The organism is Kribbella sp. VKM Ac-2569 (assembly GCF_004216905.1).
In the GTDB taxonomy this organism is placed as follows: Bacteria; Actinomycetota; Actinomycetes; order Propionibacteriales; family Kribbellaceae; genus Kribbella.
On sequence record NZ_SGXJ01000002.1, the window covers coordinates 1180011 to 1205338 of the forward strand.

Genomic DNA, 25328 nt, shown 5'->3' on the forward strand with positions numbered 1-25328 from the left:
GCATACCCAGCAAATCGGGGGAGGGTCAGGCGGTGCAGAGGAGTTCGCCGTGCAGGATGGAGATGCAGGCGTCGGGGGTGTCTGCCCAGGTCCGCCACGCCTGTGAGATCGCTTCGAGCTGCTGCTCCGGTACGCCGGATGCGCGCGCCTGATCCGCCAGAGCCGACTTGAGGATGCGGTCGGCCCACATGCCGCCCCAGAACGCACGGTCCTCCGGGTTGGCGAACGCCCAGGTCGACGTGGTCGCCTCCGCCTGCTCGAAGCCGGCCGCGAGCGCCCACGACAGCAGGCGCCGGCCCGCGTCCGGCTCGCCGCTGTTGGCGCGCGCCATCCGCTGGTAGAGCGCCATCCACTCGTCCAGCTCGGGAAGCTCCGGGTACCAGACGAAGCCGTGATAGTCCGAGTCACGGACCGCGACAATGCCACCGGGTTTGCACACGCGCCGCATCTCCCGCAGCGCCTGCACGGGATCGGCCACGTGCTGCAGGACCTGGTGCGCGTGTACGACGTCGTACGTGTCGTCCGGCAGATCCAGTGCGTGTACGTCGCCGACGACGAACTCCACGTCGAGGTCCAGGTTCTCGAACGCTGACTTGGTGATGTCGAGTGCGGCGGCGTTCGCCTCCAGCGCGGTCGTCCGGCCGGGCTCGACCAGGCGGGCCAGATCCGCGGTGATGGTGCCGGGACCGGCGCCGACATCGAGCAACGACATCCCGGGCCGCAGGTGCGGAAGCAGGTATCCGGCCGAGTTCTCGGCGGTCCGCCAGCTGTGCGACCGCAGTACGGACTCGTGATGGCCGTGCGTGTACACGTTGTTCATCCCAGGCTCCTTTGCCTTCTCGACGAACCTCACGCTAATCCAGAATCTTGCTGAATGAGACATATCATCTTGCTATACGAGACGATGTATGTGACCGAATATGGCCAGACCGGCCCGTGGTCCGCGGGCGAACCTTGAGGTACTTCGAACAAGAACCCAGGAGGATTCCGATGCTGGCAAAGGTGTTTCCGATCAAGCTGAAGGACGGCAACCAGGCCGCCGCCGAGGCGATCGTGCAGGAGTTCGCGCCGAAGGGACCGGGCGCCGAGGAGGGCACGTTGTCCTTCCGCGTGTACCGCGACCCGTCGAACCCGGACTACCTGTTGTTCGTCGAGCACTTCGCGGACCAGGCGGCGTACGACGCGCACACCGGGTCGGCGGCGTACGAGGAACTGATCGCGGGCCGGTTCGCCGACCTGATCGTCGAGTTCGTCGAGGTCGACCACGAACTACTGGTCAGCCTGTGAGCGACCTGGCGCGGCGGTTGCGTGAGCTGCACGGACAGCCGCCGCTCGTGCTGCCGAACGCGTGGGACGCCGGCTCGGCGCGGGCGATCGAGGCCGCGGGGGCGACGGCGATCGCGACGACGAGCGCGGGTGTCGCCTGGGCCGCCGGCGTGGACGACGCCGGCGGACTGAACCAGGAGTCCGCGATCGCGGCGCTGCGCGCGATCTGCGCGGCGGTTTCCGTTCCGGTCACGGCCGACATCGAGGCCGGGTACGGCGATGTCGCGGGTACGGTGACCGCTGTCGTCGAGGCGGGTGCGGTCGGCATCAACCTCGAGGACAGCACGGCACGGGTCCTCGACGATCCGCTGGTGCATGCCGAGCGGATCAAGGCGGCACGCGCTGCAGCTGTTGCCGCCGGCATCGATCTCGTGATCAACGCGCGGACCGACACGTACCTGTTCGGTGACCGGACCGGCACGATCGAACGCGCGAAGATCTACGCCGACGCGGGTGCGGATGTGCTGTTCGTTCCGGGCGTGGTCGACGCGCCGACGATCGCGGAGCTGGTGAAGGATTCGCCTTTGCCGCTGAACGTGATGGTCGGTCCGGGTGCGCCGACAGTCGCCGAACTCGCGGACCTCGGTGTCGTGCGGATCAGCGTCGGGCCGGCGATCACGACTGCGGCGTACGCGCTGGCGACAGCGGCGGCGAAGGAACTGCTGACCACCGGCACCTATGAGGCGCTGATCCGGTAGTAGACAGCGGCGAGCGACCGCCAAGGAGTGAGGTGGTCGCTCTCGCCGCTGAGGGGCCAGGCGTCGCGAGCTCCGAGGCGTAACGCGATTTCCTGCGCGGCGCGCGGGCTCGTGACGGCCTCAAGTGACCGTAGCTCCACGCCTGCTTGGAGCGTGATGTTGCCATTAGCAACTTCTCGCGCAAGCGGACCGACGAGCTCGGCGCCGGTCAACGCCTCCGGACCCGGGAACGCGTGCGTCAGCCCGTGCCCGAGCCCCGGGACCGGTGCGCCGTACACCTCGACGAGTTTGCGCAACGCCTCGGTCGCGTCGTCGCGTTCCAGCCGGTCCCGGACGACTGCCTGGACCGCCACCTCGAACGGACCCCACGCGCCAGGAACACGTATTCCGGGGCGCGCGGCTACGAGCGGCCCGAGTTCGGCGTCCGCGGCCAGGTGCGCCCGAGCGCGGATCGGCTCATGGTCGAGCCCGACGAGCTGGGTGGCCCGGTCGACGACATGGATGACGCCCTCCCAGAACGGAAGATGCGCGCGCAGAATCAGGTGATCCTCCCCGCCCGCACCGATCTCCAGCAGGCCGGGCTCGCCGTCGAGCGAGATCGTCCGCCGATACACGCCGTCCTCGACAGACTCGACGCCCGGGACGGCGTGCGCTTCGAGGTACGTGCTCATCGCTTCCCAGTCGTACGGCGGGGTGAACGGCAACCGCAGCACCAGACCACCGTCCGCGGCGAGGCGGTCGCCGCGGCGCCGGCGATCGCGCAGCGCACGCGGTGACGCGCGGAAGATCTCGCGCATCGCCCGGTTGAACTGGCGCAGGCTGCCGAAACCGGACGCGAACGCGATTTCCGCGACGCCGAGATCGGTGTCGTCCAGCAGACGTCGCGCGAAGTGCGCCCGCCGCGAGCGAGCGAACTGGTCAGGCGTGACGCCAAGGTGCTCGGCGAACATCCGCCGCAGATGCCGCGCCGACACCCCGAGCCGCGCACCCAGCGCCTCCTCACCGGACTCGTCGAGGAGGCCCGCGATGATCAGCTGCACCGCGCGGCAGACCAGCTCGGGTGCCTCGTCCGCCACCGTCCCGGCCACTCGATACGGTCGGCAGCGCAAGCAGGCGCGATACCCGGCCGCTTCTGCGGCGGCAGGCAGCTCGAACGTGCTGACGTTTTCCGCGAGCGGCTTGGCCCCGCACCCGGGCCGGCAATAGATCCCCGTCGTACGGACCGCGGAATAGGTGGTCACGAGACCACACTAGGCGGGACCACCGACAGTTCTGACACGCGTTTTACACCGAGTGCCCACCGTGACGGATAAGGTACGGCGGGTGCAGTCGAAACCGATGCTGGTCGTGGTGAGTGGTCCGCCCGGGACCGGGAAGACGACGCTGGCGCACCGGATCGCGGTCGCGATCGGCTGCCCGGCGATCTGCCGGGACGAGATCAAGGAAGGCATGGCGCACGCGACCCCGGGCTTCGTGCCAGGCCCCGGCGACCCGCTGACGATGCGGACGCTGTCGACGTTCTTCGACGTACTCGGCCTGCTGATCGGCCGCGGTACGACGGTGGTCGCGGAAGCGGCGTTCCAGGACCGGCTGTGGAACCCGGGCCTGAGTCCACTGCTCGGCCGCGCCGACGTCCGGATCGTGCACTGCACGGTCCCGGCCGAGGTCGCGCTGGAGCGGATCACCACCCGGTCCAGCTCGGACCCACGCCGTTCCGCCCACGAGGACGCGCAGATCAGCGCCGACGCCCGCCTCCGCACCCACAACTCCTTCCAGCCCATTGATCTGCCAGTTCCTTCGATCACCCTCGATACGACTGCCGAGCCATCGATTGAGGAAGTGCTGGCGTTCTTGTCGCGCTAACGACAGGAGGTAGCGACCGATTTCGGGGCGCGCACGCGGCGAGTCGAGGGGCGTGGTGGACTACCTCCTGTCGTTAGCGCTTCGCGGAGGGGATCCACATGCTTGAGCGGTTTGCGGGGTTGACCACTGCACATGTCGCGGATGCTTGTGTGCGGGCGGGCGTTCCGGTGCGGACGGTGTCGTTGACGGCCGTGGCCGGCGGCCGGGTCGCCGGGCGGGTATTGCCGGCGCAGCATGTCGGCAGTGTCGACGTTTTCCTGGAGGCGTTCGAGTCCGCCGCCGAGGGCGACGTACTGGTCGTGGACAACGGTGGCCGACGGGACGAGGCCTGTGTCGGAGATCTGGCTGCACTGGAGGCTGCTGCCGCCGGTGTCGCCGGGATCGTGATCTGGGGACTGCATCGGGACACGGTCGACATCGCCGCGATCGGGTTGCCGGTGTTCAGCCTCGGTGCGTTGCCAACCGGACCGTTGCGGCTCGACCCGCAGCCAGCCGATGCGTTGTCCAGGGCAACGATCGGCGAGTGGACGGTCACCCGGGACGACGTCGTACTCGCGGACGAGGACGGGGCAGTCTTCGTACCGGCGGATCGTCTGGAGGAACTGTTCGGGCTGGCGGAGTCGATCCGAGACACCGAGCACCGGCAGGCGGACGAGATCCGGGCCGGGCGGTCGTTGCGTGAGCAGGTGAGCTTCAAGCAGTACCTCGAGCGGCGGGCCGCCGATCCGTCGCTGACCTTCCGCCAGCATCTGCGCGCGGTGCGGGGAGCGATCGAGGAATGACCACGTGGCAGTTGGGTGAGGTCATCGTCGACCGGATGGGTTTCGGGGCGATGCGGATCACCGCGAAATCCGGACCGAGCGATCGCCGTACTGCGTCGCGCCGTCGAGCTCGGTGTGAATCACCTCGACACGGCTGCGTTCTACGCGTCCGGAAAACGTTTCGCCAACGAGCTGATCCGCGACGCGCTGGCGCCGTACCCTACCGACCTGGTCATCGCGACCAAGGTCGGGCCGGGAACGCGACACCCCAGCAGGTCCGCCTGGCGTGGACCCTCCATCACTCCCCCAACATCCTCGCCATCCCCGGCACCAGCAACGTCACTCACCTCGAAGAGAACATCGCCGCCGCCTCACTACACCTGACCCCCGAGCAACTCGCCACCCTCAACTGATCGCCGCTCGGATTGCGGGGACTACCTCTTGGGACCAGCGGGAGAGTTGGACTTCGAACGGGTCGGAGCCGCGTGGGAAGAGTGTGAAGCCGGCGGCGTCGTGGTTGAGGATCGCGTCGGTAAGTTCCTCGATCCATTGCGCCGGGGAGCCGCCGAGCCAGCGGCCTTCCTCGTCGCGGGTACGGCGCAGCGGGGTCGCGGTGATCGCACCGGGGAAGTTGTAGATCGTCGCGACGTCCGACGGTTTCCGGCCGGCCGAGAGCGCCGCCTCGTCGATGATCGGGCGGGACCAGCGGAAGCGGTCGCTGAGCCAGTCGGCGGCATGACCGGGGATCCAGCCGTCGGCGTTCCGGCCGGTCGCCGCGAGCGACTTCGGGCCGTTCGAGCCGGTCCAGATCAGCGGCGCGGGTACCGCGGCCGGACGGAGCGCTCCGATCGGGTAGTGCTTGGTCGGCGCCGGCGTACCGCCGTCGGACATCGAGTGGACGAGCTGCATCGCCTCCTCGAACGCCTCGACCGCCTCGGCCGGGCGCAGTTCCGGCACGCCCATCATCGTGATGCGGTCCCACGCTCCGCCGGCACCGAGGCCGAGCACGAAGCGGCCGTCGGACAGTGCCGACAACGAGGTCGCCGTACGGGCGAGGACCGGCGCGGGCCGCAGCGGCAGGTTGGTCACGTTGACGAACGCCGACAGTCGCTCCGTTCGCCCCAGGATGAAGGCGATCGCGGCGTACCCGTCGAGCATGTCCGGTACGTACGGGTGGTCGGCGAGGCTGACGTGATCGAGACCGTCCCGATCGGCCTGCTGCGCGAGCCGGACGATCCCGGCGGACTCCCGCACCGCGTCCGGCGACCCGTATCCGAACCGCACGTTCATATCGACTCCTCAGATAGTTCGCTGTTCTAACTAGTTGTAGCACGAAATATTAGAACCGCAAACTATTAGGTCAACGGACTATCATGAGGACATGGTGACGACGACGGCTGCCCGGGACACCGATCTCGCGAGCGCGCTGGTGCAGACGATGCACCGACTGCAGGACCTGCACGGCGAGACCAGCCGCCCGCTCGGCCTGACCCCGCAGCAGGCGCATCTCCTGTGCGTGCTGCTCGCCGGCCCCCTCGGCATGACCGAACTCAGCCGCATCCTGAACATCGAACGCTCCAGCCTGACCAGCATGGTCGACCGCCTGGAACGCCGTACCTTGGTCGCTCGCACCCCCAACCCGACCGACCGCCGGGCCAGCCAGATCGAGCTGACCCCCGACGGCCTGGCCCTGGCTCACGAGGCCCACAACGCGGTGGTCGACCGCATCAACGCGATGACTGCTGACCTCCCGCGCGCTACTCGCGCGACCATCACCACAGCGCTGCAGTCGATCCTGACCCGATGAGCTATCAGTACGTCGCTGTGGCCGGCGCCCGCATCGCCTACCGGGCAAACGGTTCCGGGCCGGCGCTCGTATTGATGAAGAACAACCGCCGCCCGCTGGACTACCCGGTCGCGGACGTGCTCGCCCAGCGATTCCGGGTCCTGCAGATCCATCCGGTCGGGTTCGGCGCCAGCGACCGGCCGGAGGAATACGATTTCGGCAGCATCGGCCGGCAGGTTCTCGCCGTACTCGATCACGAAGGCATCGATCGGTTCGCCATCTGGGGATTCTCACAGCCGGCTTGTATGTCGGCCCTCGTCGCCCGGTCGACGGATCGGGCCGCTGCGCTGGTGATGGGCGGCGTAGCGCCGATCGGGTTCCCCAACGATGCCACGATGCGCCGGATGGCGCGGGAGCCGCGGCTGCCCAAGGCTGCGTTGGAGTTCTGGCGGAGCTATCGCTCGTACGACTGGCACCACGAACTCAGGTGCTATGCGGGGACCAAGGTGACGTACATGGGTACCGCTGACCCGGCGATCCGCCGGCTGCGGAAACTGAAGCCGGTGCTGGAAGGTATCGGCTTCAGCTATCTGGAGTTCGACGGGTTGAGCCATACCGCGTGCGGGCTGGGCGACGAGTCGGCCGACGGTCGGCGCGTCGCGCAGACGGTGGCGGATCGGCTACTTGGTCGCGAGACTCGCTAGCGCCGGCCGCCGAACTCCCACGGGTGTACTTCGGCGTTGTCGGCTTGGATGAGGTTCGTGGCTGCCTCTGGGGTCGGTGCCTCCAGCAAGGCGGCTCGTCCTACGTGACTGTTGTTGGTCATGAGGTCGCCGTACATGATCAAGTGGTCCGATGTGAGAGGGCGCGCGGCGTCCTTGGTGAGGACGAGGTAGCGGTTGTAGCCCTCGACGGCGGCCGCGAAGTCCCACATCGTGCGGCCCGGGTTGTGGTTGTGAAAACGCTGGATTTCCACGGTCTCGAAGGCGCCGGCGCGGTAGTACGGCTCGTCGTACGCGAACTTGCTCGCCGCATCGTCGTCCGGCAGTACGACGATGTGCAGGCTGCCCGTGGTTCGTTCGCCGTCCTCGGTCAACGTCGGGCCGCGGGCGATCAGGCCATCGGCGTACCCGTCCATGAACGCCCAGTGTTCCTCGTTCAGGGCAACCTTGATCTCGAACCCATCCGGCTTGTCCCGCCCGAAAACGAAGTACTCCATGCTCCGACCCTACGGCTCCTCCGGCCCGTGAGAGCACAGACGGTAGTGCGTACGACGGGTCGCCGTACGCACTACCGCGTGGTGCGGGTCAGGCTGTGGCGGCCAAGTGGATGCGCAGGATCGTGTCGTAGTCGACGACCTCGACGCCGGCCGCGGGGGCAACGGTTTCCTGGGAGGGGACGATCACCAGCTCGCGCAGGTCGTTGACGTCGACGTCGTACTTCGACTTCACCTGGGAACGGTTCTCCGGGTTGGCGAGGTACTCCGCGTACTGCGCAAGCTCGGTCGCGCTGTCCTGCACCGGCGTACGGAAAACGCGGCGGCGCTTCTTTCCGTTGACCGTGTCGACGACCGGGAGCTCTAGCCGGCCGACGACGTGGCTGCCGTCCGCGCGCTCGAGGATGAAGTCCGGGTGCAGGTCGCCGAGCGCCGGCTGCCGGACCAGCTTGGTCGCGTCGAACGCCGACAGCAGGATGCTCTCGTGCTTGTCCAGGAACTCGTCGACGGTCGAATCCTGCAGACCGTGCGCGAGGTACGTGCTCTCGAACGCGTCCGCCTTCAGCACGGCCGGGTCGATCGGCAGACTGACCGTGCCGATCGGGTCGAGGTGCGGGCTGGCGTTGGAATAGTTCCGCAGGAAATCGAGGTACTTGTCGGCCGGCTCCGAGCGGTGGATCGCGAGTGCGAAGAACACCCAGTGCGCGCGCAGCGACTCGCCTGCCGTGTGCACGAGCAGGGCGCGGTCGAAGGTCGAGTAGTTGCCGGGCGCGAACCGCAGCAGCTCGTCCGCCGGACCGACCACCTCGTCCGCAGAGATGTTCCCGGTGCCCGGAAAACGTTTTTCGAGGGCGCTCTTACCGACCTCGGTCGTGATGGTCGCGTCCTTGAACCAGTTCTGTCCTTGGAGGTTCGCAACCACGGTGCGGCCGTCGCCGAGCCCGAAGTACTCCTCGACGCTGGCAGCCTTCTGCCGCCGGACTTCGAGCGTCCGGTACTCGCGGCTCAGCCCGACGAGCTCGAGGATGTTCCAGTCCGGCGTCTCGGTCAGCACCATCATCCGCGGGAACAGCATCGGCCCGGGCAGCTCGGTCCGGTGACTCACCGGCAGGTGCCCGGCGGCCTCCTTCAGGTGCTCCCCCCAGAACTGGCTGTTCACCTTCACGAACTCGGTGGGTTTCATCGTTCTCCTCGCTCAGACACTCGGACTCAATCTTCAACTCCCGCCCGAGCAGACCCTATTCCCGGCTGCCCCGTTCCCCGCTATCTCAGGGCGATCAGGCTGTCTTTGTTGCTGACAAGGATCAGCTCGCCGGCGGCGACGACACCAGCTCGGCAGGTGACCTCCGGATCCAGTGCGACGTACTCGACGGGTGCGCCCGCGACGACCTTCGCGATCCGGCAAGCGTTTTCGTTGCCCATCAGGAACACCCTGCCACCCGGCGTCACGGCGTACCGGGTGCCCCACGGAATGCTCGGCTGCACGGTCGAGACGACCTGCCCGTTCGCCACGTCGACGAACCGTACGACGGTCTGCGACGTGCGCTCGGCAGCACCCGGGCAGCTGAGCAGTACGACGCGGTTGCCGGCCGGCTCCATCCGGACCGGGCAGGTCCAGTCCTCCGGAATCTCGGACTGCCAGCGCACTTCCCCGGAGTGCGGATCGACAGCGGTCAGCTGCCTCGGATGATCGACACCGCCCTCGATGCCGACGACCAGGCCGCCGACCGTCGTCAGGTCGCTGAGCGAGCCGTCGCGCATCCAGCGTTTTCCGCCGTCCTTCAGGTCCAGGCCGACTAGCTGGTCGGGGAGGTTGCCACAGCTGTGCCCCAGGTTGACGACGACCATGTCGGCAGTGGCCTCGGCGCTGATGCTGGTGCAGCGGCCGGGTTCGTACGTCCAGCGGTTGGAGCCGTCGAGGTTCGTGCCGTACAGCTTGTCGGAACCTTTGCTGACCGATTTTCCGGTGATGAGCGGGTCGTTGTCGTCGATGTCGTAGTCGCGGGTGCGGTCGCGCCAGCCCGCCGTACGTTTTCCGGTGTCGGCGTCGAGGACGAGGTACCCGAAGTCGTCGTACCGGACGAGCAGTTTCCGACCGCCGTCCAGGACGGACAGGTTCGCCTCGTCGTTCGTGTTCGCGCGGATGTAGCGCCAGCGGGTCTTGCCTGTCGCAGGGTCGAGCATCTCGACGGTGCCGCGTCCGCGCGCGACCGCGATGCCGTGCGCGGTCGCGACGGTCTCGCTGAAGTCGAGCCGGCCGGTGTTGGTCCACATCCGGTCGCTGCCGTACACGACAGATGCTGCGTCGACGTTCGCCGGAGGATGGTCGCCTTCGAGGTGCTCGTTCGCGCTCAACATGTAGGCGCGCTGGAGCGGGTCGATGACGTAGAGAGTCACGAGGACCACTGCCACGACGGCGCCGAGAGTGGCGAGCATCTGGCCGCGATTCCTGGTGACGCCCGGCGCGAATCTGGTCGCGGCGAAGGCCGCCGCGCTGGCCAGGATCAGCAGGACGGACACGATCACCAGGAGTGGAACACGTTGTCCGACCCCTGAGGCTCCGGTGGTCGGCGGGACGGTGAGCAGGACGATCACCAGGCAGACGAGCCCGATCGCTGCGGGTACGGCGGTGAGGATGCGGGCCTTGCGGTCGGCACGCCGTACCGCCCACCAGAGGCCGGCGACCGCTGCCGCCGCGAGCAACGCCATGACGATCGCTTGCCACTTCGGATCGCTCTTGAACGCGGGGATCTGCCACGGCTGCCCGATCGCCGCAGCGCCCGCCACGAAGGCCAGGAATGCGGTCAGCACAGCGAGCACCGACAGCCCGGTCCGCTGCCAGCCACGCCATACGGGCGGAGTCAGCTGGTCCAGCAGCTCCAGCTCGGCGGTGAGATTGGCCTGGGCCGCTTCGTCGTACCGCTCGTGAGCGAGCTGCGTCCGGTAGATCCGCTCGGACCCGAGCATGGTCTGGAGCTGCTCCCGCCGCGCCTTCGCGTCGAAGCGGGTGTCGTGGCGTACTTCGGACGCGTACGTCGAGTACTGCGAATCCGCGAGTACGGCGTCGACCGCATCAAGCAGCACGTCCGCATTGGCACCGTGGCCTTGGGCGGGCTCGCCTCCGGTGAGCCGGACCAGGCGGGCAACCTCAGCAGTCCGCACCGCGGTCACGCCGTACGTCGGCAGCAACTCCTCCGCCAACTGCGCCGACGCCTCAGCATCCTCCCGCGCCGTGTTCCCCTTGGCATGCTCCGCCCGATGGAACCAGGCAGCCAACCGCACCGCGACCGGGTCCGTGCACAACTGCTCCAACGATTCGAGTGCAGTCAGCACATCGACGAGATACCGATCCCGATAGGCAACCCGCCGCTTCTCCGCATACCGCCCCGCCAACTCATCCGCGAGCGCCCCCGCACCAGGAACCACGTCATCCCACATGCCCCGTAATCCAGCCACCCGCCGATACTGGCAGATTCAGGCGGCCGGGCCGATCCGTGTACTCGGTTCGGGCTGCGCCAGTTCACTCGGCGTACGGCGCAACTCGACGCGCAACGCCCGAACCTCCTCGACGAGCGCGGAGACCTGCACCCTCAGATCCGCCTCCTCACGTTCCTGCCGCGAGACGTGCTCGACGAACCAAGAAGCCAGCGCAGCAGTCACCACACCAAGCAGCGCGATCCCACCGAGCATCAGCCCAACACCAGCAACGCGGCCCGCCCCCGTAATCGGATACCGATCCCCATACCCCACCGTGGTGATGGTCGTCACAGCCCACCACGCGGCATGCCCGAAGTTCCTGATACTCGCCGACGGCTCGGAACGCTCCGCATCCAGCACCGCAACCGCCGCAGTGAACCCCAAGAGGCCAACTCCACCAACCACATAAACCATCGCGCGACCCCGCAACGAGGTCGCCGCCCGTCGATTCAGCCGACCCAACGCAGTCACAACCCGCAACGCCCGCAACGGCCGAAGCAGCGGCAACGCCAGCACCACCAGATCAACCACATGCTCCCGAAGAAACCGCCTCCGCCGCCGAGCAAGCCCCAACCGAAGTAGAAAGTCGCCCGCAAACACCACCCAGATCACAACCGTCGCGACCGAACAGACCTGCCGCAGCCCGCCCGCCATCCCAGGCTCAAGAACCGGCCAAGAGTAGGCCCCCAAGAACAGGACGGCGACCCCAGTCAACGGCCACTCAACAACCCTCTGATACCCCTCAGCGAACGCGTCCCTCCCCATAACTCCCCCTCACAGACAAACCCGCTCCCCAACCACAGTGTGTTACGAAACCCGCACCCCACCTACACCCCGACCCCAAGCTTCCCGCCCAGGCCAGCCACCGGAGCCGAGCGAAGCGAAGGCGCAAGGGGGTGCGGGTGGCGAAGCCCCCGCTAGCGGCAAGCGGAGCGCAGCCGCACAACACGACGAAGGCGAGGCGGTCAGCGCAAGAATTGCGCGACACACCTCGCCTATCGCGTCCGTGGCGGGTGCAGGGTTCGAACCTGCGTAGGCATAAGCCGACAGATTTACAGAGGGCGACGCGAAACGCTCTGACCAGCGCGGGAGCACACTTCGGACTCAATCTCCGCACCAATTCCACCCAACACGACTGTCTTACAGGCCCCCAAGTGGAGAGCAGCGTCGATTTCGGCACGCGCGACCACTTTATGACCACTGACTGAGAGCGGTGCGAAGGAAAGCGTCGCGCCTTTCGGTGACGGCAGCGGCGCCCAGGAGGCTACCGTCGTCGGCGAATCCCGCCCAACCGTCCATCACTGTCGGCGTGTTCAGCGCCGCCACGGCATCCCAGTAGGGCACGCCGACTGCCTCCCGGCCCGCCTGCCGCTCCCAGCCCTCCAACACATGGGACGGCGCGTCCTGGCCGTACTGAAGGGTCATCTGCATCCGCAGGCTGCCGAGATCGACGCCCGGATTACCAGCCCCGGCTGTATTCCAGTCGATCAGCGCAACGCAACGGTCACCCTCCCACAGCATGTTGCCGCCCCAGGCGTCACCATGCACGAACACCGACGCGACTGCCGGCATCCCGTGCGACCTGACCCGCTCGTCGGCCTGCTGCAGCAAAGGTGTGGTCGGCATCAGGCCCCGCCAGCGTTCATCGGCGCGGTCGTCGACGGCGCACGGCCGGGGCCGGTATGGCAGGTGGGCCTGCGGAACCAGCCTGAAGGCGTGGACCCTGGCAAGGGCCGCTCCCGCTTCGCGGAGCCGGGCGACCGAAACCGTCGGCGAGAGACCGGCGCTGCCGGGCAGGAAGGTCTCCAGGGTGGCGACGGTTCCGCTCGCCTTCCCGTCGAGATCCGCAGCGATCAGCCGCGGCGCGGCCAGGCCATGAGTCTCGGCCAGCTGAAGCGCGCGTGCGTTCGTGATCACCCACGCGGCGGCGATCCATCCCCGGACAGGGACCTTCAAGATCACGTCCCTGGTCCGGGCCTCCGGTCCTTCGATTCCCAGGCGGAACGTGCCCGAAGGGCGGTGCTCGCCGCGGGTCAGGCCCTCGGACGAAACGACGCTCGTCCCGCCAACCGCGTCGGCCGCCCAGCGCAGAACCTGGTCATTCGGCATCTTGCCTGTGTGTGCTCTTGCCATTTCATTACTTTATTACGCAGCAGTGGCTTTCCCAACACACAGTTAGAGGCAACGGCAACCGCGATTTGGATGCTCGCACCGGCATCACGGTCAACCAGAGTCACGCGCAGGCTCTCGCTGGCCGCCAAGGACGCACAACGCCTTGGAATACGCCGTGGAACTGGAACTCTTCGAGGCGAATCCGATTGACAAAGTGCAGTACATGAAGCGAGAGAACACGGACGTTGTTGACCGCCGTGTCGTCGCCAATTCTCAGCAGGCCTGCGCTTTTCTCAAGGCAGTCCGCGAGATCCATCCCGCCTTGGAGGCATTCTTCGGGTGCCTGTATTTCGCTGGGCTTAGGCCGTCCGAGGCAAAGCATCTACGCCTCACGGATTGCACGCTGCCAGAGAAAGGCTGGGGCGAACTGCTGCTGACCGGCTCAACCCAGCATGCCGGTGCGGAGTGGACCGACAGCGGCGAGGCGAGCGAGGATCGAAGTCTGAAGCATCGGCCCGACAAGGCGACGCGTCTTGTCCCGGCCTGCCCGGAACTGGTCGAGCTGCTGCGTCGGCACACGACCGAATTCCGCTGTGGCCCCGGCGGCCGACTGTTCGTCAGCCGCACTGGCCGGGCGGGCATTCCCCTACCTCCGCCGTACAGCAATCCGGTGTCCTCGAACACCTATGCCCGGGTCTGGGCAAAGGCCAGAGCGAAGGCTCTCGGAGAGACCCAAGCCGCGACGCCGCTCGCCCAGCGGCCGTACGACCTCCGACATGCGGCAGTGTCGCTGTGGCTGAACGCTGGCGTCCCCGCGACACAGGTAGCCGAGTGGGCAGGGCACAGCGTGAACGTCCTGCTGAAGGTCTACGCGAAGTGCGTCGATGGACAAGACGAGATCGCCCGGCGGCGAGTCGAGGCGGCACTGAGGGACGCGCCGGACGAGCGGGCCGCCTAGCGTTCAAACTTCCTCACGTATTCCGCACGGACAGCCGTGGTGGCCCGGATTTGGCCGGACGTGGCCGGACAGACGAAGACAGCCCCTGACCTGCGTTTCCGCAGGTCAGGGGCTGTTTTAGCGCTTGTGGCGGGTGCAGGGTTCGAACCTGCGTAGACATACGTCGACAGATTTACAGTCTGCTCCCTTTGGCCGCTCGGGCAACCCGCCAGGGTGCTGCCGGTTCGTGAACCGGCGTGGGAGACGATACAACAGGTAGTGGCCCTGACAGCAAATCGGAAAGGATGTGCCCATGGCTTCGGAGTCCTCCTTCGACATCGTGAACAAGGTGGACCGTCAGGAGGTGGACAACGCCGTGAACCAGGCGGCGAAGGAGATCAGCCAGCGGTTCGACTTCAAGAACGTGGAGGCCGGGATCAAGTGGTCCGGTGAGGCGATCGACCTGCAGGCGAGCACCGAGGAGCGGGTGAACGCCGTTCTCGACGTGTTCAAGGACAAGCTGGTCAAGCGGCAGATCTCGCTCAAGGGTCTGCAGGCGGACGACCCGAAGCTGTCCGGGAAGATCTACAAGATCAACGCCACGATCGACGCTGGCATCACCCAGGAGAACGCGAAGAAGCTGTCCAAGCTGATCCGCGACGAGGGCCCGAAGGGTGTCAAGGCCCAGATCCAGGGTGAGGAGCTGCGTGTCTCCAGCAAGAGCCGCGACGACCTGCAGGCGGTTCAGGCGCTGATCAAGGGTCAGGAACTCGACTTCGCCGTGCAGTTCGTCAACTACCGCTGAGGTCGTGGAGCAGGAAGTGCAGCTGGATGTCGCCGGCCTGGTCGGTCCACAGGCCGACGGCGTCCAGTACGGCGGCTGACACCACCCTGGCCTCCCGCACCAGCGCTGGATGATGGTCGAACGACTCCCACGGCAAGACCGGGAACCCGTGGAGCTCGCCGTACTGGCGCACTGCCTCCATGTCGCCGACCGCGCTGCGCGGTAGCGAGTCGTTGGCCCACGACCAGAGCCAACTCGACTCGGCCAGGCTCACCGTGCCGATCAGGGTGAGCCGCGCACTGCAGAACTCGGCGCCCGCCCGCGACCAGGTGATGGCGGCCTGCTCGAGGTCCCAGGAGTACTGCGCGTCCTCGCCGAGCCACCCGATCAGGCGCTCCTGACGCTCGGCGGCACGGTGATGGGCCGCCTGTACGACGGCCTCCCAGTCGGCGTGATCGTGTTCCATCCAAGCGATCGTTCCAGCTCGCGAGGGCACCTGCCGTAATCGGTTCGCTGGTCGGCTGGTTGCCGGGCATGCTGGCGGGTGTGGGTGAGACGTTGATGCGGAAGTGGTTGCTGGCGGACTTCGGGCTCGAGGTGGTGGAACTCACACCGGTCGTGTACGGCGCGGACGTCGCGGCGCAGGTGTGGCGGGCGACCACGGCGACCAACACGTACGCCGTGAAGTGGAGCGGCGCGGGCACCAACACGGGCCATCAGGTCGCGGCGTTCCTCGCCGACAGCGGGCTGTCCGGCGTACCGGAGATGATCCGGACGTCCGAGGGCGGGCTGTGGAGTGTGCACGCGAAGAAGCGGTTGACGATCACGCCGTGGATCGACGGTCCCCGGGCGGCTCAATCCGGGCTGACGGACGAGCAGTGGTCGGGGTACGGCGTACTGCTGCGGCGGGTTCACGACGCAGAGCTCCCGCCCCGGCTGCGGGACGCGTTGCCGAAGCACAGTCACATCGATGCCCGTACGCCGGCGCTCGCGGAGGAGGTCCGTATGCGGCTCGAGACCCCCGAGGGCGAGGTTGAGGAGGAGCTGGCGGCGGTGTGGAAGCAGTACGAGCACGTGATCGCGGACCTGCTCACCAACCGGCCGCCCGCGCCGTACGGCCCGCGGGTTGTGTGCCACGGCGACCCGCATCTCGGCAACGTTCTGGTCAACGATGGACTGCACCTGATCGACTGGGACGACGTCATCTACGCGCCCCGTGAGCAGGACTTGATGTTCATGCTCGGCGGCATGGGCGATGTCGGGCCCACGACCCCCGCGCAGCAGGATGCCTTTCTCGCCGGCTACGGCCCGCACACGCTCGACCAGGACGCTGTCCACTACTACCGCCACGTCCGGGCGTACGAGGACGTGGTCGGCTGGTCCCACCAGGCGATCACCGGGCCCGACGAGGCCGAGGCTCTCGAGGTGACGAAGGGCATTCTCGCCGAGGGGCTCGCTGCCCTGGCGGTTCAGTCCAGTAGGAGCTGACTGTCGATCAATCCAGCGGATCGCCACGCCATCACAATCGACGAGCGGCGGCGATTCGCACGCTGAGCTCTGCCGACGGCGGGTGATTGTGATGGCCTGGAGAGCCGGGACAGTCAGGCGTGGCGGAGCCAGATGTTGGGCTCGACGTAGATGCCGGTGTCGGCCTCGCGGTCGATGGTGAGGGTGGTCAGGCCGTCCGGGATCGTGTACGTGCCGGTGGACGGGAAGGGCATCTTGGTCCACTTCTCCCAGTCCTCGACGGTGCCGGTCATGGTCTGGGAAGCGGGGGCGGGCGCGAGCAGGGTGGCGCCCAGGCGGACGTGGGTGCGGAGCCACGGGTCGAGCGGTAGACCGTCCTCGCGCGTCCAGGTCATGAACGTCTCGACGGGGGTCAACGGGTAGCGCGACTTCAAGGTCGGGCGCACGGGAGCGATCACCTGGCCCAGACCTTTGTCGACGGCGCGGTCGCGGATGGCAGTGATCACCCGGCCGGCGTGGCCACGGCCCTGTTCGTCGGACCGTACGGCGGCCGCCATCAGCACGAACGTGTTCGGTACGACGTTTTCCTCGTACGACGTCACGGCCCGCGCCAACGTGTCGGTGAAACCACCGGGCAGATCCGCCACCGTCGCGTCCCAGGCGATCGGCACGCCCCAGCAGCCCGCGATCAGCCGGTCATCGGCGACGAGGTAGAACTCCCAGTCGCGGAAGTACTCAACCCGCCGCTCCCGGAACGGCGTCACGCCCTCGTCGTGGAAGATGAACTCCGGCCAGTCCTCGGCGAATCGCTGCTCGGCCTCGTCGTCGTACTGCGTGCCCTCGGCAGCCGGAATCAACTCGTACATGTGCCGAAACCTAGTCGTCGTGCAGCGTTTTCCGCAGCTGCATTTTCCGCGTTCCGGAAACAGTTTCTCCCGCGGCCTGCCGCACCGACCGGGGTGAGGCGCCCAGCTCGCGGCGGCAGGTCTTGTTGAACGCCTGCAGGTCGGAAATCCCGACGGATGCGGCGATTGCCGGAATCGACAGCGTCGACGAGATCAGCAGGTGACGCGCCCGCGCCATCCGGCGTCGGCGGAGGTATGCGATGACGGTTGTCCCGGTCTCCTCCTGGAACAGGCGGGTCAGATGGTTGTGGGAGACGCCGGCCAGACGGGCCAGGTCGGGTACGACGAGCGGCTGGGCGAGGTTGGCCTCGATGTACGAGATCGCGGCGGCAACCGCCGGATGGCCGGCCTCGGTGGTGGCGGGCGTCAGCTCGACGATCCGCCAGAGTGCCGTCCACACCTCCGCGGTGGTGCGGGCCGAACCGGACGGAGACGACTCGATCGCGGACCGCAGCAGACCGGACAGCAGCGGCGCAGCCGCCCCGGCATCCTGTACGACGGGAACGTACGACGGATCGCCCGCGACGACCGGCCGGAAATGCGCGTAAAGGTGCTCGGAACGTCCGCGGTAGTCGAACTGCACCTGGGTCCCCGCCGGCGTCAGCGAGACGTAGCCGGGCGCCACGGAATACGTCGTACCGAGCAGCGTCAGCTCGGCCGAGTAGTTGAAGAGGTGCAGCTGCCAGAGGTCCGGCAGCCGGAACCTGTCCCGCAGGCCGCGGACGCCGTGGATGCCCGCGCCGGCGTTCACCACCTCCGGCGGTTGCGCGAGGTGCAACTCGATCATGGTGAGAAATTACCAGCAGTGGTGAACACAACCAACGCGAGCGAACGACGTTTTTGCCTAGCCTGGTGGAGTAGCAACCACTACCCACCATGGGAGTCTCCATGCCCCATCCGCATCGCAAGCACCTGCTCACCTCGGTACAGATGGCACAGTTCGTGGCCACCGGCGCGTTCCGGATGGACGCCGTCGTACCGGACGACATGAACCAGCAGGCGATCGAGGTCCTGAAAGCCGGCATTCCGGGCGTTCCGTACGGCACCCCGCTGTCGGAGGCGTTCGTGGACAGCGAGTTCGTCGAGCGGCTGGTGCAGCTGCCCGAGGTGGCCGGCGCGATCCACAGCCTGGTCGGCCCGGAGCCGACCGTCGACCACCACGCGGTCCACATCCGCAAGGCCCACGAGGGCGAGGCGCAGAACCTGCACGGTGACGCGATCATCGACGTCCGCACCGACGCCTTCGACGTACAGCTCATGTACTACCCGCAGGACGTGACGCTCGAGATGGGCGGCACGCTCAGCGTTCCCGGCAGCCACCTGCGCCGGACCAACGAGTCCGACACCGGCCGCTACCAGAACCTGCGCGGTCAGACCCGCCTGGTCTGCCCGGCCGGCACCGTCCAGTTCCTGCACCACGGCATCTGGCACGGCGGCCGCAAGAACGACAGCGACCTCGACCGCTACATGTTCAAGATCCGGTTCAACCCGACCGTTCGCCAGGTGCGGCTCTGGAACACCGACGACCTGTACGAGGAGCAGGTCGCGGCCGAACTCGAGCAGAACTTCCCCTGGTACGAGAACGCCACCGGCCGGTTGGAGAAGTACAACCGGATCAAGCTGTGGCAGGCGATCACCGGTGATGACACCTACGACCCGAACTACTGGGTCACCCGCGTCTCGAACCGCCCGCAGCGCGTGGTCGCCGACCGCTCCAACAACCCGCACGCCAAGCAAAAGAAGGAGATGGTATGACCGCCACCGCAGAGACTCCGCAGCAGACGGGCCTGCGTCAGCAGGTGCTGGTCCTCTACCTGGCCTCCTCCGCGCTGGACGCGCGCGTGGTCGGCTGGTCGACGTACGACGGCACGGGCGAGACGCACCCCACAACGGGTGACAGCGACGTACCGCCGTACGAGACCGGGCTGGACGCGCTCAAGGACGGCTGGCGCCTCTTCCAGGCGTCCCAGCTGAACCCGCCGTACCCGGGTCACGAGTACGACGTGTCCTTCCTCAAGCACGAGTTCTTCTTCGAGAAGCTGGCCTAGGTCCTACACAGGCACGACGCACACCGGCTTCGGCCAGACGGCCGGCTCGCCCACCTGGGTGAGCCGGCCGTCGGCGATGGTGAACGTCGCGATCTGGTCGGAGCGCTCGTTGGCGGCGTACAGCGTTTTCCCGTCGTTGCCGAAGGCAAGGTGCCGCGGCCAGTCCCCGCCGGAGGAGATGGTCTGCACCAGCTCGACCGACTGCCCGTCGGCGGCGGTCTCGAACACCGCGATGGTGTTGTCGCCACGGTTCGATCCGTACAGGAACCGGCCGTCGGCGGAGATCAGCAGCTCGGCCGGGAAGTTCTCGCCGGGCGAGTCGGCCGGCCGGGTCGAGGCGGTCTGCACGACCTGCAGCTTCCCGTCGGAGTAGCTGCAGACGGTCAGCGTCGAGTCGAGCTCGTTGATCACGTACGCCGCGTCCGCCGTCGGGTGGAACACCATGTGCCGCGGACCGGCGCCGGGGTGGATGCGCAACTGGTCGACCTCGTGCAGCACGCCGTTCTCGTCCAGGGTCGACGAGTAGACCGTGTCTGAGCCGAGGTCGATGTCGAACACGTAGGCACCGGCCGGGTCGAACGCGATCTGGTGCGCGTGCGGCCCCTCCTGACGCTCCGCGTTCGGTCCGGTCCCGGAGCGCTGCACGAAGTACGCGCGCTTACCCACCGATCCGTCCTCGTTCAGAGGGTGGACGGCAACGGACCCTGACGTGTAGTTCGCCGACAGCAGGAACCGGCCGGACGGGTCAATGTCCAGGTGGCACGGGTGCACACCACCGGTCGGCTCCTGGTTGAGCAGCTCGAGCCCGCCGTCCGGCTGGATCGCAAACGCCGCGACCCGGCCGTTGTCCTCCTCGTCGGTCGAGTAGAGGAACCGCCCGTCCGCGGAAATGACCAGGAACGACGGGTCGGCGACCGTCGCCACCGTCACGATCCCGTCGAGGGGGCCGAACGCGATCCCGTCCCCGCCACCGGCCTGACTGGTATAGCTCCCGACATAGATCCGCTCAGAAGTCATGACCCATACCCTGCCAGGTCAGCGGTCGACGGGCATACCTCTGTCCATTCCGTAGAGCGCCGAGCCCCAGCCGAGGTCCGGGACGAGGAGCTTCCACCCCAACCGTCGGTACAGGCGCGGTGCCGGACGGTCGTCGACGTACGTCGTGAGCAACGCCCGCAGGTTCGGCAGGTCGCGCATCAGCTCCTGCATCAGCGCGGTCCCGATGCCCTGCCGTCGAGCGTCCGGGAGTACGGCGAGCTCGACGACCTCGAAGTGCCCGCCGATCCATTCCGCCGTCAGCTCCGGCCCGATCGCCTCACCGACCCGGTCGGACCACCACTGTCCACGTTTTCCGGTGAATCCGTACGCGAACCCGACAACGTTTTCGTCCCGCGCCGCGACCAGCTTGAAATCGTCGCGGTCCGCGTGCGTGGGGAGCTGGTCGGTTGCGAAGTGCTCGGCATTCGCATCATCGAACGAGGCGGCGAACACCTGGCCGAGCTCATCGGCGATGGCAAGAGCGGCAACTCGGTCGAGGACGCTGATCACCTCGCTTAGCCTAAGGCGCATGGACACCAAGGCGCTCCTGCAGCGAATCGGAATCGACAGGTACGACGGTCCGCCGCGGCTGGAGGCGTTGACGCAGTTGCACGCGGCGTACGTGGACCAGGTGCCGTACGAGACCGTGCAGTACCAGCTCACGCCGGGTGGTCCATTCGAGCCAGAGGATGTGGCGAAGCGGATCGTGGCGCGGGAGACCGGCGGGTACTGCTTCCAGCTGAACGGCACGTTCGCCCTGCTGCTGACCGAGCTCGGGTACCACGTCCAGATGCACCGCGGCGGCGTACAGACCGTCAACCGCCCCGGCGACATCGACGGCAGCCACATGGTGCTGACTGTCAGCGGGCTGGTCGAGGATCCCGAGCGCCAGTGGCTCGTCGACGCCGGCCTCGGCGACGGGCTGCGCTTCCCGATGCCGCTGGAGACCGGCGAGATGGAGCAGCACCCGTTCACGTTGCGGCTCCGCCCGTCCGAGAAGACCGACGGCTGGCGGCTCGACCACGATCCGCGCGCGAGCCTGATCGGCATGGACTTCGAGTCTGCCCCGGTTATCCTCGACGCGTTCGCAGCCCAGCATGCAGCGCTTTCCGCCGACCCCGCGTCCCCGTTCGTACGATTGGCGTCCGCGTTCCGCCGTACGCCGGAAAGCGTTGTCGTACTGCGTTCCGTCGGCCTGAGCGAAACGTTTTCCGACCACGTCGACAGCACGTTGCTCGAGAACCCGACGGACTACTTCGCCGCGCTGGCCGACATTTTCCGTCTGCCCCTCCCGCACTACTCCGCCGCAGACCGCGACACCCTGTGGCGCCGCGTCTGGTCCCAGTACGAGGACTTCCTGACGCGGGCTACTGCGTAGCGAAGGTCACGAGGACGGTGTCACCTTCGGCGTACGTCAGGGTGGCGATGTGGAGAGGGCCGCCCTGTTCGCTCCAGCTGACTGCGGCGAGACCGCCGGAGGCGCCTCCGGCACTGCCGCCGCCGCTGCGGCTGACGTCGCTGCCACTCTTGCTCAAGGAGATGTACCCCTTGGAGTCGGTGAGCTTGAGCGCGCCGTCGAGCACCGTCGCCGTGAACTTGTCCCCGTTGAGGTTAAGGGCAGCCTTCTGACGGATCAGCACCTCACAGACGCCGTCGGCACAAGCCTTGTAGTTCTGGCCGTCCTTGGCGACCGGAACTGTCGGGCTCGCCGACGTCGCAGAGCTGGTCGGTGTCTCAGAGCTACAACCGACCGCCGCAGCCAGCAAGGTCAGCACGATGATGCCTCGCGTGATCATTCATCGAAGGTAGATCCCCGACGCCCCGCGCCTCCGCGTATGGCCGGAACCTGTCAGGTTGCGAGGGCGAACATGATGCTCGGGAGGACCGAGAGTACGGCGGCTACTGCGGTGCAGAGGGAGATCATCGTGACGGCCGGGGTCTCGATGTCGACCGAGAAGGGGTCGTCGGCGGGGAGGCGGAAGAGTTCCGCGATCCAGCGCAGGTAGACGGCGAGGCCGATCATGACGTTGACGGCCATGACGATCGCCAGCCAGCCGAGGTGGCCGTCGATGACAGCCTGGAACGCGGCGAACTTGGTGAACAGGCCCGCGAGACCCGGCGGCAGGCCGGCCAGGACCACCAGGAAGAAGATCAGAGCCGCGGCCAGACCGGGCTCGGACCGAACCATGCCGCGGTAGTCGGTCAGCAGACCAGCAGGGCGATGACGTTGGACGACGGCCACCGCTCCGAAGGCGCCGAGCGTGACCACGACGTACGCCGCGAGATACCCGACAACCGCCTGCGCATTATCCACGGCCAACGGCGCCAGCAGGAAGCCGACTTGGCCGATCGACGACCAGGCCAGCAGCCGGACCGCCTCGACCTGACGCAGCGCTGCCAGGTTGCCGACCGTCATCGTGACCGCTGCCAGGATCGCGATCACCGTCTGCAGTTGCGAGCCGTCCGGCGCGATCCCGGACGTCACCAGCACGAGCAGTCCGGCCACACCGGCGGACTTCGACACGACCGCGAGGAACGTGGTCACCTCGACCGGCGCGCCGACGTACGTGTCCGGCAGCCACGCGTGGAACGGCACCGCCGCGATCTTGAACGCGAAGCCGACGATCACGAACAGCCCCGCCGCGAACGCCACCCGTGCGAGGTCCGGATCCAGCCCGGTCAGCCGGTTCGCGATCGTGGACAGGTACAGCGACCCGGTCACGCCGTACAGATAGGAAACTCCGAACAGCATCACGGCCGTCGACAGCACCGACACCAGGAACGCCTTCATCGCGCCCTCGGAACCGCGCCGGTCTCGCCGCAGCGCGACCATCGCGAAGCTCGGTAGCGACACCACCTCGAGCGCGATCACCAGCGTCGCCAGATCCCGCGCACCGGCCAGCACCGTCGCGCCGGTCAGCGCGCTCAGCAGCAGGAAGTGGTACTCCCCGATCGGCACGTCCGCGGCCAGCAAGCGGTACGCCGACAGTCCGACGACGCCGAGCCCTCCGATCAGCAGCACCGCCCACAACCCGGCCGTCAACGGTTCGAAGACCAGGCTGCACTGCGCCGGCCCCTCGACCGCGGGCCGGCAGAACGCGGGCTTGAAGTCGTCCCGATGCGCCCACACGAACACGAGCCCGAACAGGATCACCACGCTGGTCAGCAGCGTGACAACGGTGTGCCGCAGCTCGGCCGAAGCACTCCTCCAGAAGCTGTCGACCAGCAGTACGGCGACCGCACCGATCGCCAGCACCAGCGGTACGGCGATCGCCTGCCAATCGGTCCAGGTCAAGGTCATGGGGCCTCCCGTCCTGGACTGAGGAGCGGAGGGAGCGAAGCGACCGGAGCGACGAGGGAAGGACGGGAGTTACAGCCCCATGACCCGCCGCGACGGAGTCGCGGCATCAATACCGTCACAGGGCACCCCACTGTTGGAGGAGGAGGCCGGGCCAGACGCCGAGCAGCACCGTCAAGGTGATCAGCGGGGCCCAGGTGACCAGCTCGATGCGGCTGAGGTCGACCGCGAACGCGGCCGGTGGGTTCTCGGCCGGATCGCCCTGGCACAGGTTGCGGACCAGCCGCAGGAAATACGCCGCGGTGAGCACCGTTCCGAGGCCGGCGATCACCATGAACACCAGGAACGTTGTCCGGGGCAACCATGGCGCCGGGTGGTAAGCGCCGAGCAGAACCAGCATCTCGCCCCAGAACCCGGCCAGCCCCGGCAACCCGAGCGACGCGAGACAGGCGAACGTCAGCAGCGCAGCGATCCGTGGCAACCGGGCGTACAGCGCCCGCCCGATCGTCCGCAGGTCGCTGGTGTCGTGGCGATCCTTGATCGCACCGGCCAGGAAGAACAGCAGCCCGGTGATCAGCCCGTGCGCGATGTTCGCGAACAGCGCGCCGCGCAGACCGGCCGGCGACAGCGTCGAGATGCCGAGCCCGATGAATCCCATGTGCCCCACGCTCGAGTACGCGATCAGCCGCTTCACGTCGGTCTGCGCCAGGCAGGCCAGCGAGCCCGCGACGATCGCGACCGTCGAGAACGCCCCGAGGTACGGCGCGATCGTCGCTGTCGCGTCCGGCAGCACCGGCACGAGGATCCGGATCATGCCGTACGTCCCCAGCTTCAGCAGTACGCCGGCCAGCAGCACCGAGCCGACCGTCGGCGCCTTCGCGTGCGCGTCCGGCAACCAGATGTGCAGCGGCCAGAGCGGCACCTTCACCGCCAGCCCGACCGCGATCAGCAGCGCCGCGACCAACGGGATCCCGTGCCCGCCGCGCACCGGCGAACTGGTCAGCTCGACGATGTCCAACGTCCCCGCCACCCGCTGCACCAGCAGAAATCCGAGCAGCATCAACGCGGAACCGAACACGGTCATCAGTACGAAAGTGTTCGCGGCGCGTTTCCGTCCGGCAGGATCGTGGTGGTCGCCCCAGATGTCGATGACCAGCCACATCGGGATCAGCACGATCTCGAAGCAGACGAAGAACAGCACCAGGTCCAGCGCGGAAAACGTTCCGATCACGCCGGTCTCGATGACCAGCAGCAGCGCGATCAGGGAGCGGGTCCGGCCGATCCGCGGCGTGATCTTCAGCGAGTACAGGCAGCACAGGAAGGTCAGCAGCGCGGTGAGCACGATCAGAGGCACCGAGATCGAGTCGACCCCGAGGTGGAAGCGGACGCCGAGCGACGGGATCCACGCGACGTCGATCTCGGTCCTGGGCTCGTCCTGCGGACCGTAGGCGAACCAGCCGCCGTTCTGCGGCCAGAGCAGCACCGACCCGACCAGCACGAGCCCGGAAATCACCGATCCGTACGCCGCCGCCAACCGATCCCCGATCACCGCCGGGACCGACCAGAGCGCACCCGCGGCCAGGAGCGGCAGCACGAGGATCGCCAGCAGCAT

General features: G+C 67.5%; 29 protein-coding genes, 1 tRNA gene and 1 pseudogene. 14 read left to right on the forward strand and 17 right to left on the reverse strand.

From position 1 onward, the window contains the following. Window positions 1-25 precede the first annotated feature (25 nt). On the reverse strand, window positions 26-820 hold the full coding sequence (locus tag EV649_RS18860; protein WP_130384740.1) for a methyltransferase domain-containing protein: 795 nt from the start codon (window positions 818-820) through the stop codon (window positions 26-28). A gap of 170 nt (window positions 821-990) precedes the next feature. On the opposite strand from EV649_RS18860, the gene EV649_RS18865 reads away from it, so the two are divergent. Both EV649_RS18865 and EV649_RS18870 read left to right on the forward strand, forming a co-directional pair. After that, a complete protein-coding gene (locus EV649_RS18865; protein WP_130384741.1) occupies window positions 991-1287 on the forward strand; it encodes an antibiotic biosynthesis monooxygenase in 297 nt (98 codons plus the stop codon). Continuing rightward, on the forward strand, window positions 1284-2024 hold the full coding sequence (locus EV649_RS18870; protein WP_130384742.1) for an isocitrate lyase/phosphoenolpyruvate mutase family protein: 741 nt from the start codon (window positions 1284-1286) through the stop codon (window positions 2022-2024). Before EV649_RS18865 ends, EV649_RS18870 begins: the two co-directional genes overlap by 4 nt. On the opposite strand, the gene EV649_RS18875 is transcribed toward EV649_RS18870, so the two are convergent. Then, complete coding sequence (locus EV649_RS18875) at window positions 2003-3265, reverse strand: AlkA N-terminal domain-containing protein (protein ID WP_130384743.1); 1263 nt, start codon at window positions 3263-3265, stop codon at window positions 2003-2005. The two genes, EV649_RS18870 and EV649_RS18875, sit on opposite strands and share 22 nt — an antisense overlap. 82 nt (window positions 3266-3347) lie before the next feature. Between EV649_RS18875 and EV649_RS18880 the strand changes: the two genes are divergently transcribed. The 4 genes and pseudogenes from EV649_RS18880 to EV649_RS42045 all read left to right on the forward strand — a co-directional run bounded on the left by EV649_RS18880 (window position 3348) and on the right by EV649_RS42045 (window position 5061). Further along, window positions 3348-3887 carry an AAA family ATPase gene (locus EV649_RS18880; protein WP_241998341.1) on the forward strand — a complete coding sequence of 180 codons (540 nt, stop codon included), beginning with the start codon at window positions 3348-3350 and terminating at the stop codon, window positions 3885-3887. A gap of 98 nt (window positions 3888-3985) precedes the next feature. Then, a complete protein-coding gene (locus EV649_RS18885; RefSeq protein ID WP_130384744.1) occupies window positions 3986-4669 on the forward strand; it encodes an RraA family protein in 684 nt (227 codons plus the stop codon). A 114-nt stretch (window positions 4670-4783) separates the two neighbouring features. Further along, window positions 4784-4842: pseudogene (locus tag EV649_RS42040) on the forward strand (hypothetical protein); the annotation flags it as partial. 117 nt (window positions 4843-4959) lie between these two features. Further along, window positions 4960-5061 carry a hypothetical protein gene (locus EV649_RS42045; RefSeq protein WP_347233139.1) on the forward strand — a complete coding sequence of 34 codons (102 nt, stop codon included), beginning with the start codon at window positions 4960-4962 and terminating at the stop codon, window positions 5059-5061. On the opposite strand, the gene EV649_RS18895 is transcribed toward EV649_RS42045, so the two are convergent. Beyond that, complete coding sequence (locus EV649_RS18895) at window positions 5054-5938, reverse strand: LLM class flavin-dependent oxidoreductase (RefSeq protein WP_130384745.1); 885 nt, start codon at window positions 5936-5938, stop codon at window positions 5054-5056. The two genes, EV649_RS42045 and EV649_RS18895, sit on opposite strands and share 8 nt — an antisense overlap. 91 nt (window positions 5939-6029) lie before the next feature. Between EV649_RS18895 and EV649_RS18900 the strand changes: the two genes are divergently transcribed. Continuing rightward, entirely contained in the window at window positions 6030-6455 is a 426-nt protein-coding gene (locus EV649_RS18900) for a MarR family transcriptional regulator (RefSeq protein ID WP_130384746.1), read from the forward strand. After that, window positions 6452-7138: an alpha/beta fold hydrolase gene (locus EV649_RS18905; RefSeq protein WP_130384747.1), complete on the forward strand. Its 687-nt coding sequence runs from the start codon at window positions 6452-6454 to the stop codon at window positions 7136-7138. The genes EV649_RS18900 and EV649_RS18905 overlap by 4 nt, the downstream gene beginning before the upstream one ends. Here the strand turns inward: EV649_RS18905 and EV649_RS18910 are convergent. The 5 genes from EV649_RS18910 to EV649_RS18930 form a co-directional block, all read right to left on the reverse strand. Then, window positions 7135-7653, reverse strand: coding sequence for a YciI family protein (locus tag EV649_RS18910; RefSeq protein WP_130384748.1), 519 nt, complete (start codon window positions 7651-7653; stop codon window positions 7135-7137). The genes EV649_RS18905 and EV649_RS18910 overlap by 4 nt on opposite strands. An 88-nt stretch (window positions 7654-7741) precedes the next feature. Further along, window positions 7742-8833: a hypothetical protein gene (locus EV649_RS18915; protein WP_130384749.1), complete on the reverse strand. Its 1092-nt coding sequence runs from the start codon at window positions 8831-8833 to the stop codon at window positions 7742-7744. Between the two features lie 80 nt (window positions 8834-8913). Then, entirely contained in the window at window positions 8914-11106 is a 2193-nt protein-coding gene (locus EV649_RS18920; RefSeq protein WP_130384750.1) for a PQQ-binding-like beta-propeller repeat protein, read from the reverse strand. Window positions 11107-11124: 18 nt separating this feature from the next. Next, window positions 11125-11892, reverse strand: coding sequence for a potassium channel family protein (locus EV649_RS18925; RefSeq protein WP_130384751.1), 768 nt, complete (start codon window positions 11890-11892; stop codon window positions 11125-11127). A 426-nt stretch (window positions 11893-12318) separates the two neighbouring features. Then, window positions 12319-13236 carry an aminoglycoside phosphotransferase family protein gene (locus EV649_RS18930; RefSeq protein ID WP_198682554.1) on the reverse strand — a complete coding sequence of 306 codons (918 nt, stop codon included), beginning with the start codon at window positions 13234-13236 and terminating at the stop codon, window positions 12319-12321. Between the two features lie 178 nt (window positions 13237-13414). Here EV649_RS18930 and EV649_RS18935 point away from each other — a divergent pair, with 178 nt between their 5' ends. Continuing rightward, window positions 13415-14197 (forward strand): tyrosine-type recombinase/integrase, encoded by a 783-nt coding sequence (locus EV649_RS18935; RefSeq protein WP_241998343.1) that lies wholly within the window; start codon window positions 13415-13417, stop codon window positions 14195-14197. Window positions 14198-14324: 127 nt separating this feature from the next. Here EV649_RS18935 and EV649_RS18940 read toward each other — a convergent pair. Beyond that, window positions 14325-14407, reverse strand: a tRNA-Tyr gene (locus EV649_RS18940). A gap of 82 nt (window positions 14408-14489) precedes the next feature. Here EV649_RS18940 and EV649_RS18945 point away from each other — a divergent pair. Continuing rightward, complete coding sequence (locus tag EV649_RS18945; RefSeq protein WP_130384753.1) at window positions 14490-14981, forward strand: YajQ family cyclic di-GMP-binding protein; 492 nt, start codon at window positions 14490-14492, stop codon at window positions 14979-14981. Here the strand turns inward: EV649_RS18945 and EV649_RS18950 are convergent. Then, window positions 14968-15426: a DUF6882 domain-containing protein gene (locus EV649_RS18950; protein WP_130384754.1), complete on the reverse strand. Its 459-nt coding sequence runs from the start codon at window positions 15424-15426 to the stop codon at window positions 14968-14970. The genes EV649_RS18945 and EV649_RS18950 overlap by 14 nt on opposite strands. 80 nt (window positions 15427-15506) lie before the next feature. Between EV649_RS18950 and EV649_RS18955 the strand changes: the two genes are divergently transcribed. After that, on the forward strand, window positions 15507-16448 hold the full coding sequence (locus tag EV649_RS18955) for a phosphotransferase (RefSeq protein ID WP_157996259.1): 942 nt from the start codon (window positions 15507-15509) through the stop codon (window positions 16446-16448). Window positions 16449-16561: 113 nt separating this feature from the next. On the opposite strand, the gene EV649_RS18960 is transcribed toward EV649_RS18955, so the two are convergent. Continuing rightward, entirely contained in the window at window positions 16562-17293 is a 732-nt protein-coding gene (locus EV649_RS18960; RefSeq protein ID WP_130384756.1) for a hypothetical protein, read from the reverse strand. A gap of 10 nt (window positions 17294-17303) precedes the next feature. After that, a complete protein-coding gene (locus EV649_RS18965) occupies window positions 17304-18119 on the reverse strand; it encodes a helix-turn-helix domain-containing protein (protein WP_130384757.1) in 816 nt (271 codons plus the stop codon). 101 nt (window positions 18120-18220) lie between these two features. Here EV649_RS18965 and EV649_RS18970 point away from each other — a divergent pair, with 101 nt between their 5' ends. After that, entirely contained in the window at window positions 18221-19087 is an 867-nt protein-coding gene (locus tag EV649_RS18970) for a phytanoyl-CoA dioxygenase family protein (RefSeq protein WP_198682555.1), read from the forward strand. Continuing rightward, window positions 19084-19380, forward strand: coding sequence for a hypothetical protein (locus tag EV649_RS18975; protein ID WP_198682556.1), 297 nt, complete (start codon window positions 19084-19086; stop codon window positions 19378-19380). Before EV649_RS18970 ends, EV649_RS18975 begins: the two co-directional genes overlap by 4 nt. Window positions 19381-19383: 3 nt before the next feature. Here EV649_RS18975 and EV649_RS18980 read toward each other — a convergent pair whose 3' ends face one another. Together EV649_RS18980 and EV649_RS18985 are read right to left on the reverse strand one after the other, a co-directional pair. After that, entirely contained in the window at window positions 19384-20397 is a 1014-nt protein-coding gene (locus EV649_RS18980) for a lactonase family protein (RefSeq protein ID WP_130384758.1), read from the reverse strand. An 18-nt stretch (window positions 20398-20415) separates the two neighbouring features. Next, window positions 20416-20928, reverse strand: coding sequence for a GNAT family N-acetyltransferase (locus EV649_RS18985; protein WP_157996260.1), 513 nt, complete (start codon window positions 20926-20928; stop codon window positions 20416-20418). 19 nt (window positions 20929-20947) lie between these two features. Between EV649_RS18985 and EV649_RS18990 the strand changes: the two genes are divergently transcribed. Next, window positions 20948-21796 carry an arylamine N-acetyltransferase gene (locus tag EV649_RS18990; protein WP_157996261.1) on the forward strand — a complete coding sequence of 283 codons (849 nt, stop codon included), beginning with the start codon at window positions 20948-20950 and terminating at the stop codon, window positions 21794-21796. Here EV649_RS18990 and EV649_RS18995 read toward each other — a convergent pair. The 3 genes from EV649_RS18995 to EV649_RS19005 form a co-directional block, all read right to left on the reverse strand. Continuing rightward, complete coding sequence (locus EV649_RS18995) at window positions 21786-22214, reverse strand: hypothetical protein (RefSeq protein ID WP_130384761.1); 429 nt, start codon at window positions 22212-22214, stop codon at window positions 21786-21788. The two genes, EV649_RS18990 and EV649_RS18995, sit on opposite strands and share 11 nt — an antisense overlap. Before the next feature lie 53 nt (window positions 22215-22267). Continuing rightward, window positions 22268-23719 (reverse strand): NADH-quinone oxidoreductase subunit N, encoded by a 1452-nt coding sequence (locus EV649_RS19000; protein ID WP_130384762.1) that lies wholly within the window; start codon window positions 23717-23719, stop codon window positions 22268-22270. 115 nt (window positions 23720-23834) lie between these two features. Then, window positions 23835-25328 (reverse strand): NADH-quinone oxidoreductase subunit M, encoded by a 1494-nt coding sequence (locus EV649_RS19005; protein ID WP_130385107.1) that lies wholly within the window; start codon window positions 25326-25328, stop codon window positions 23835-23837.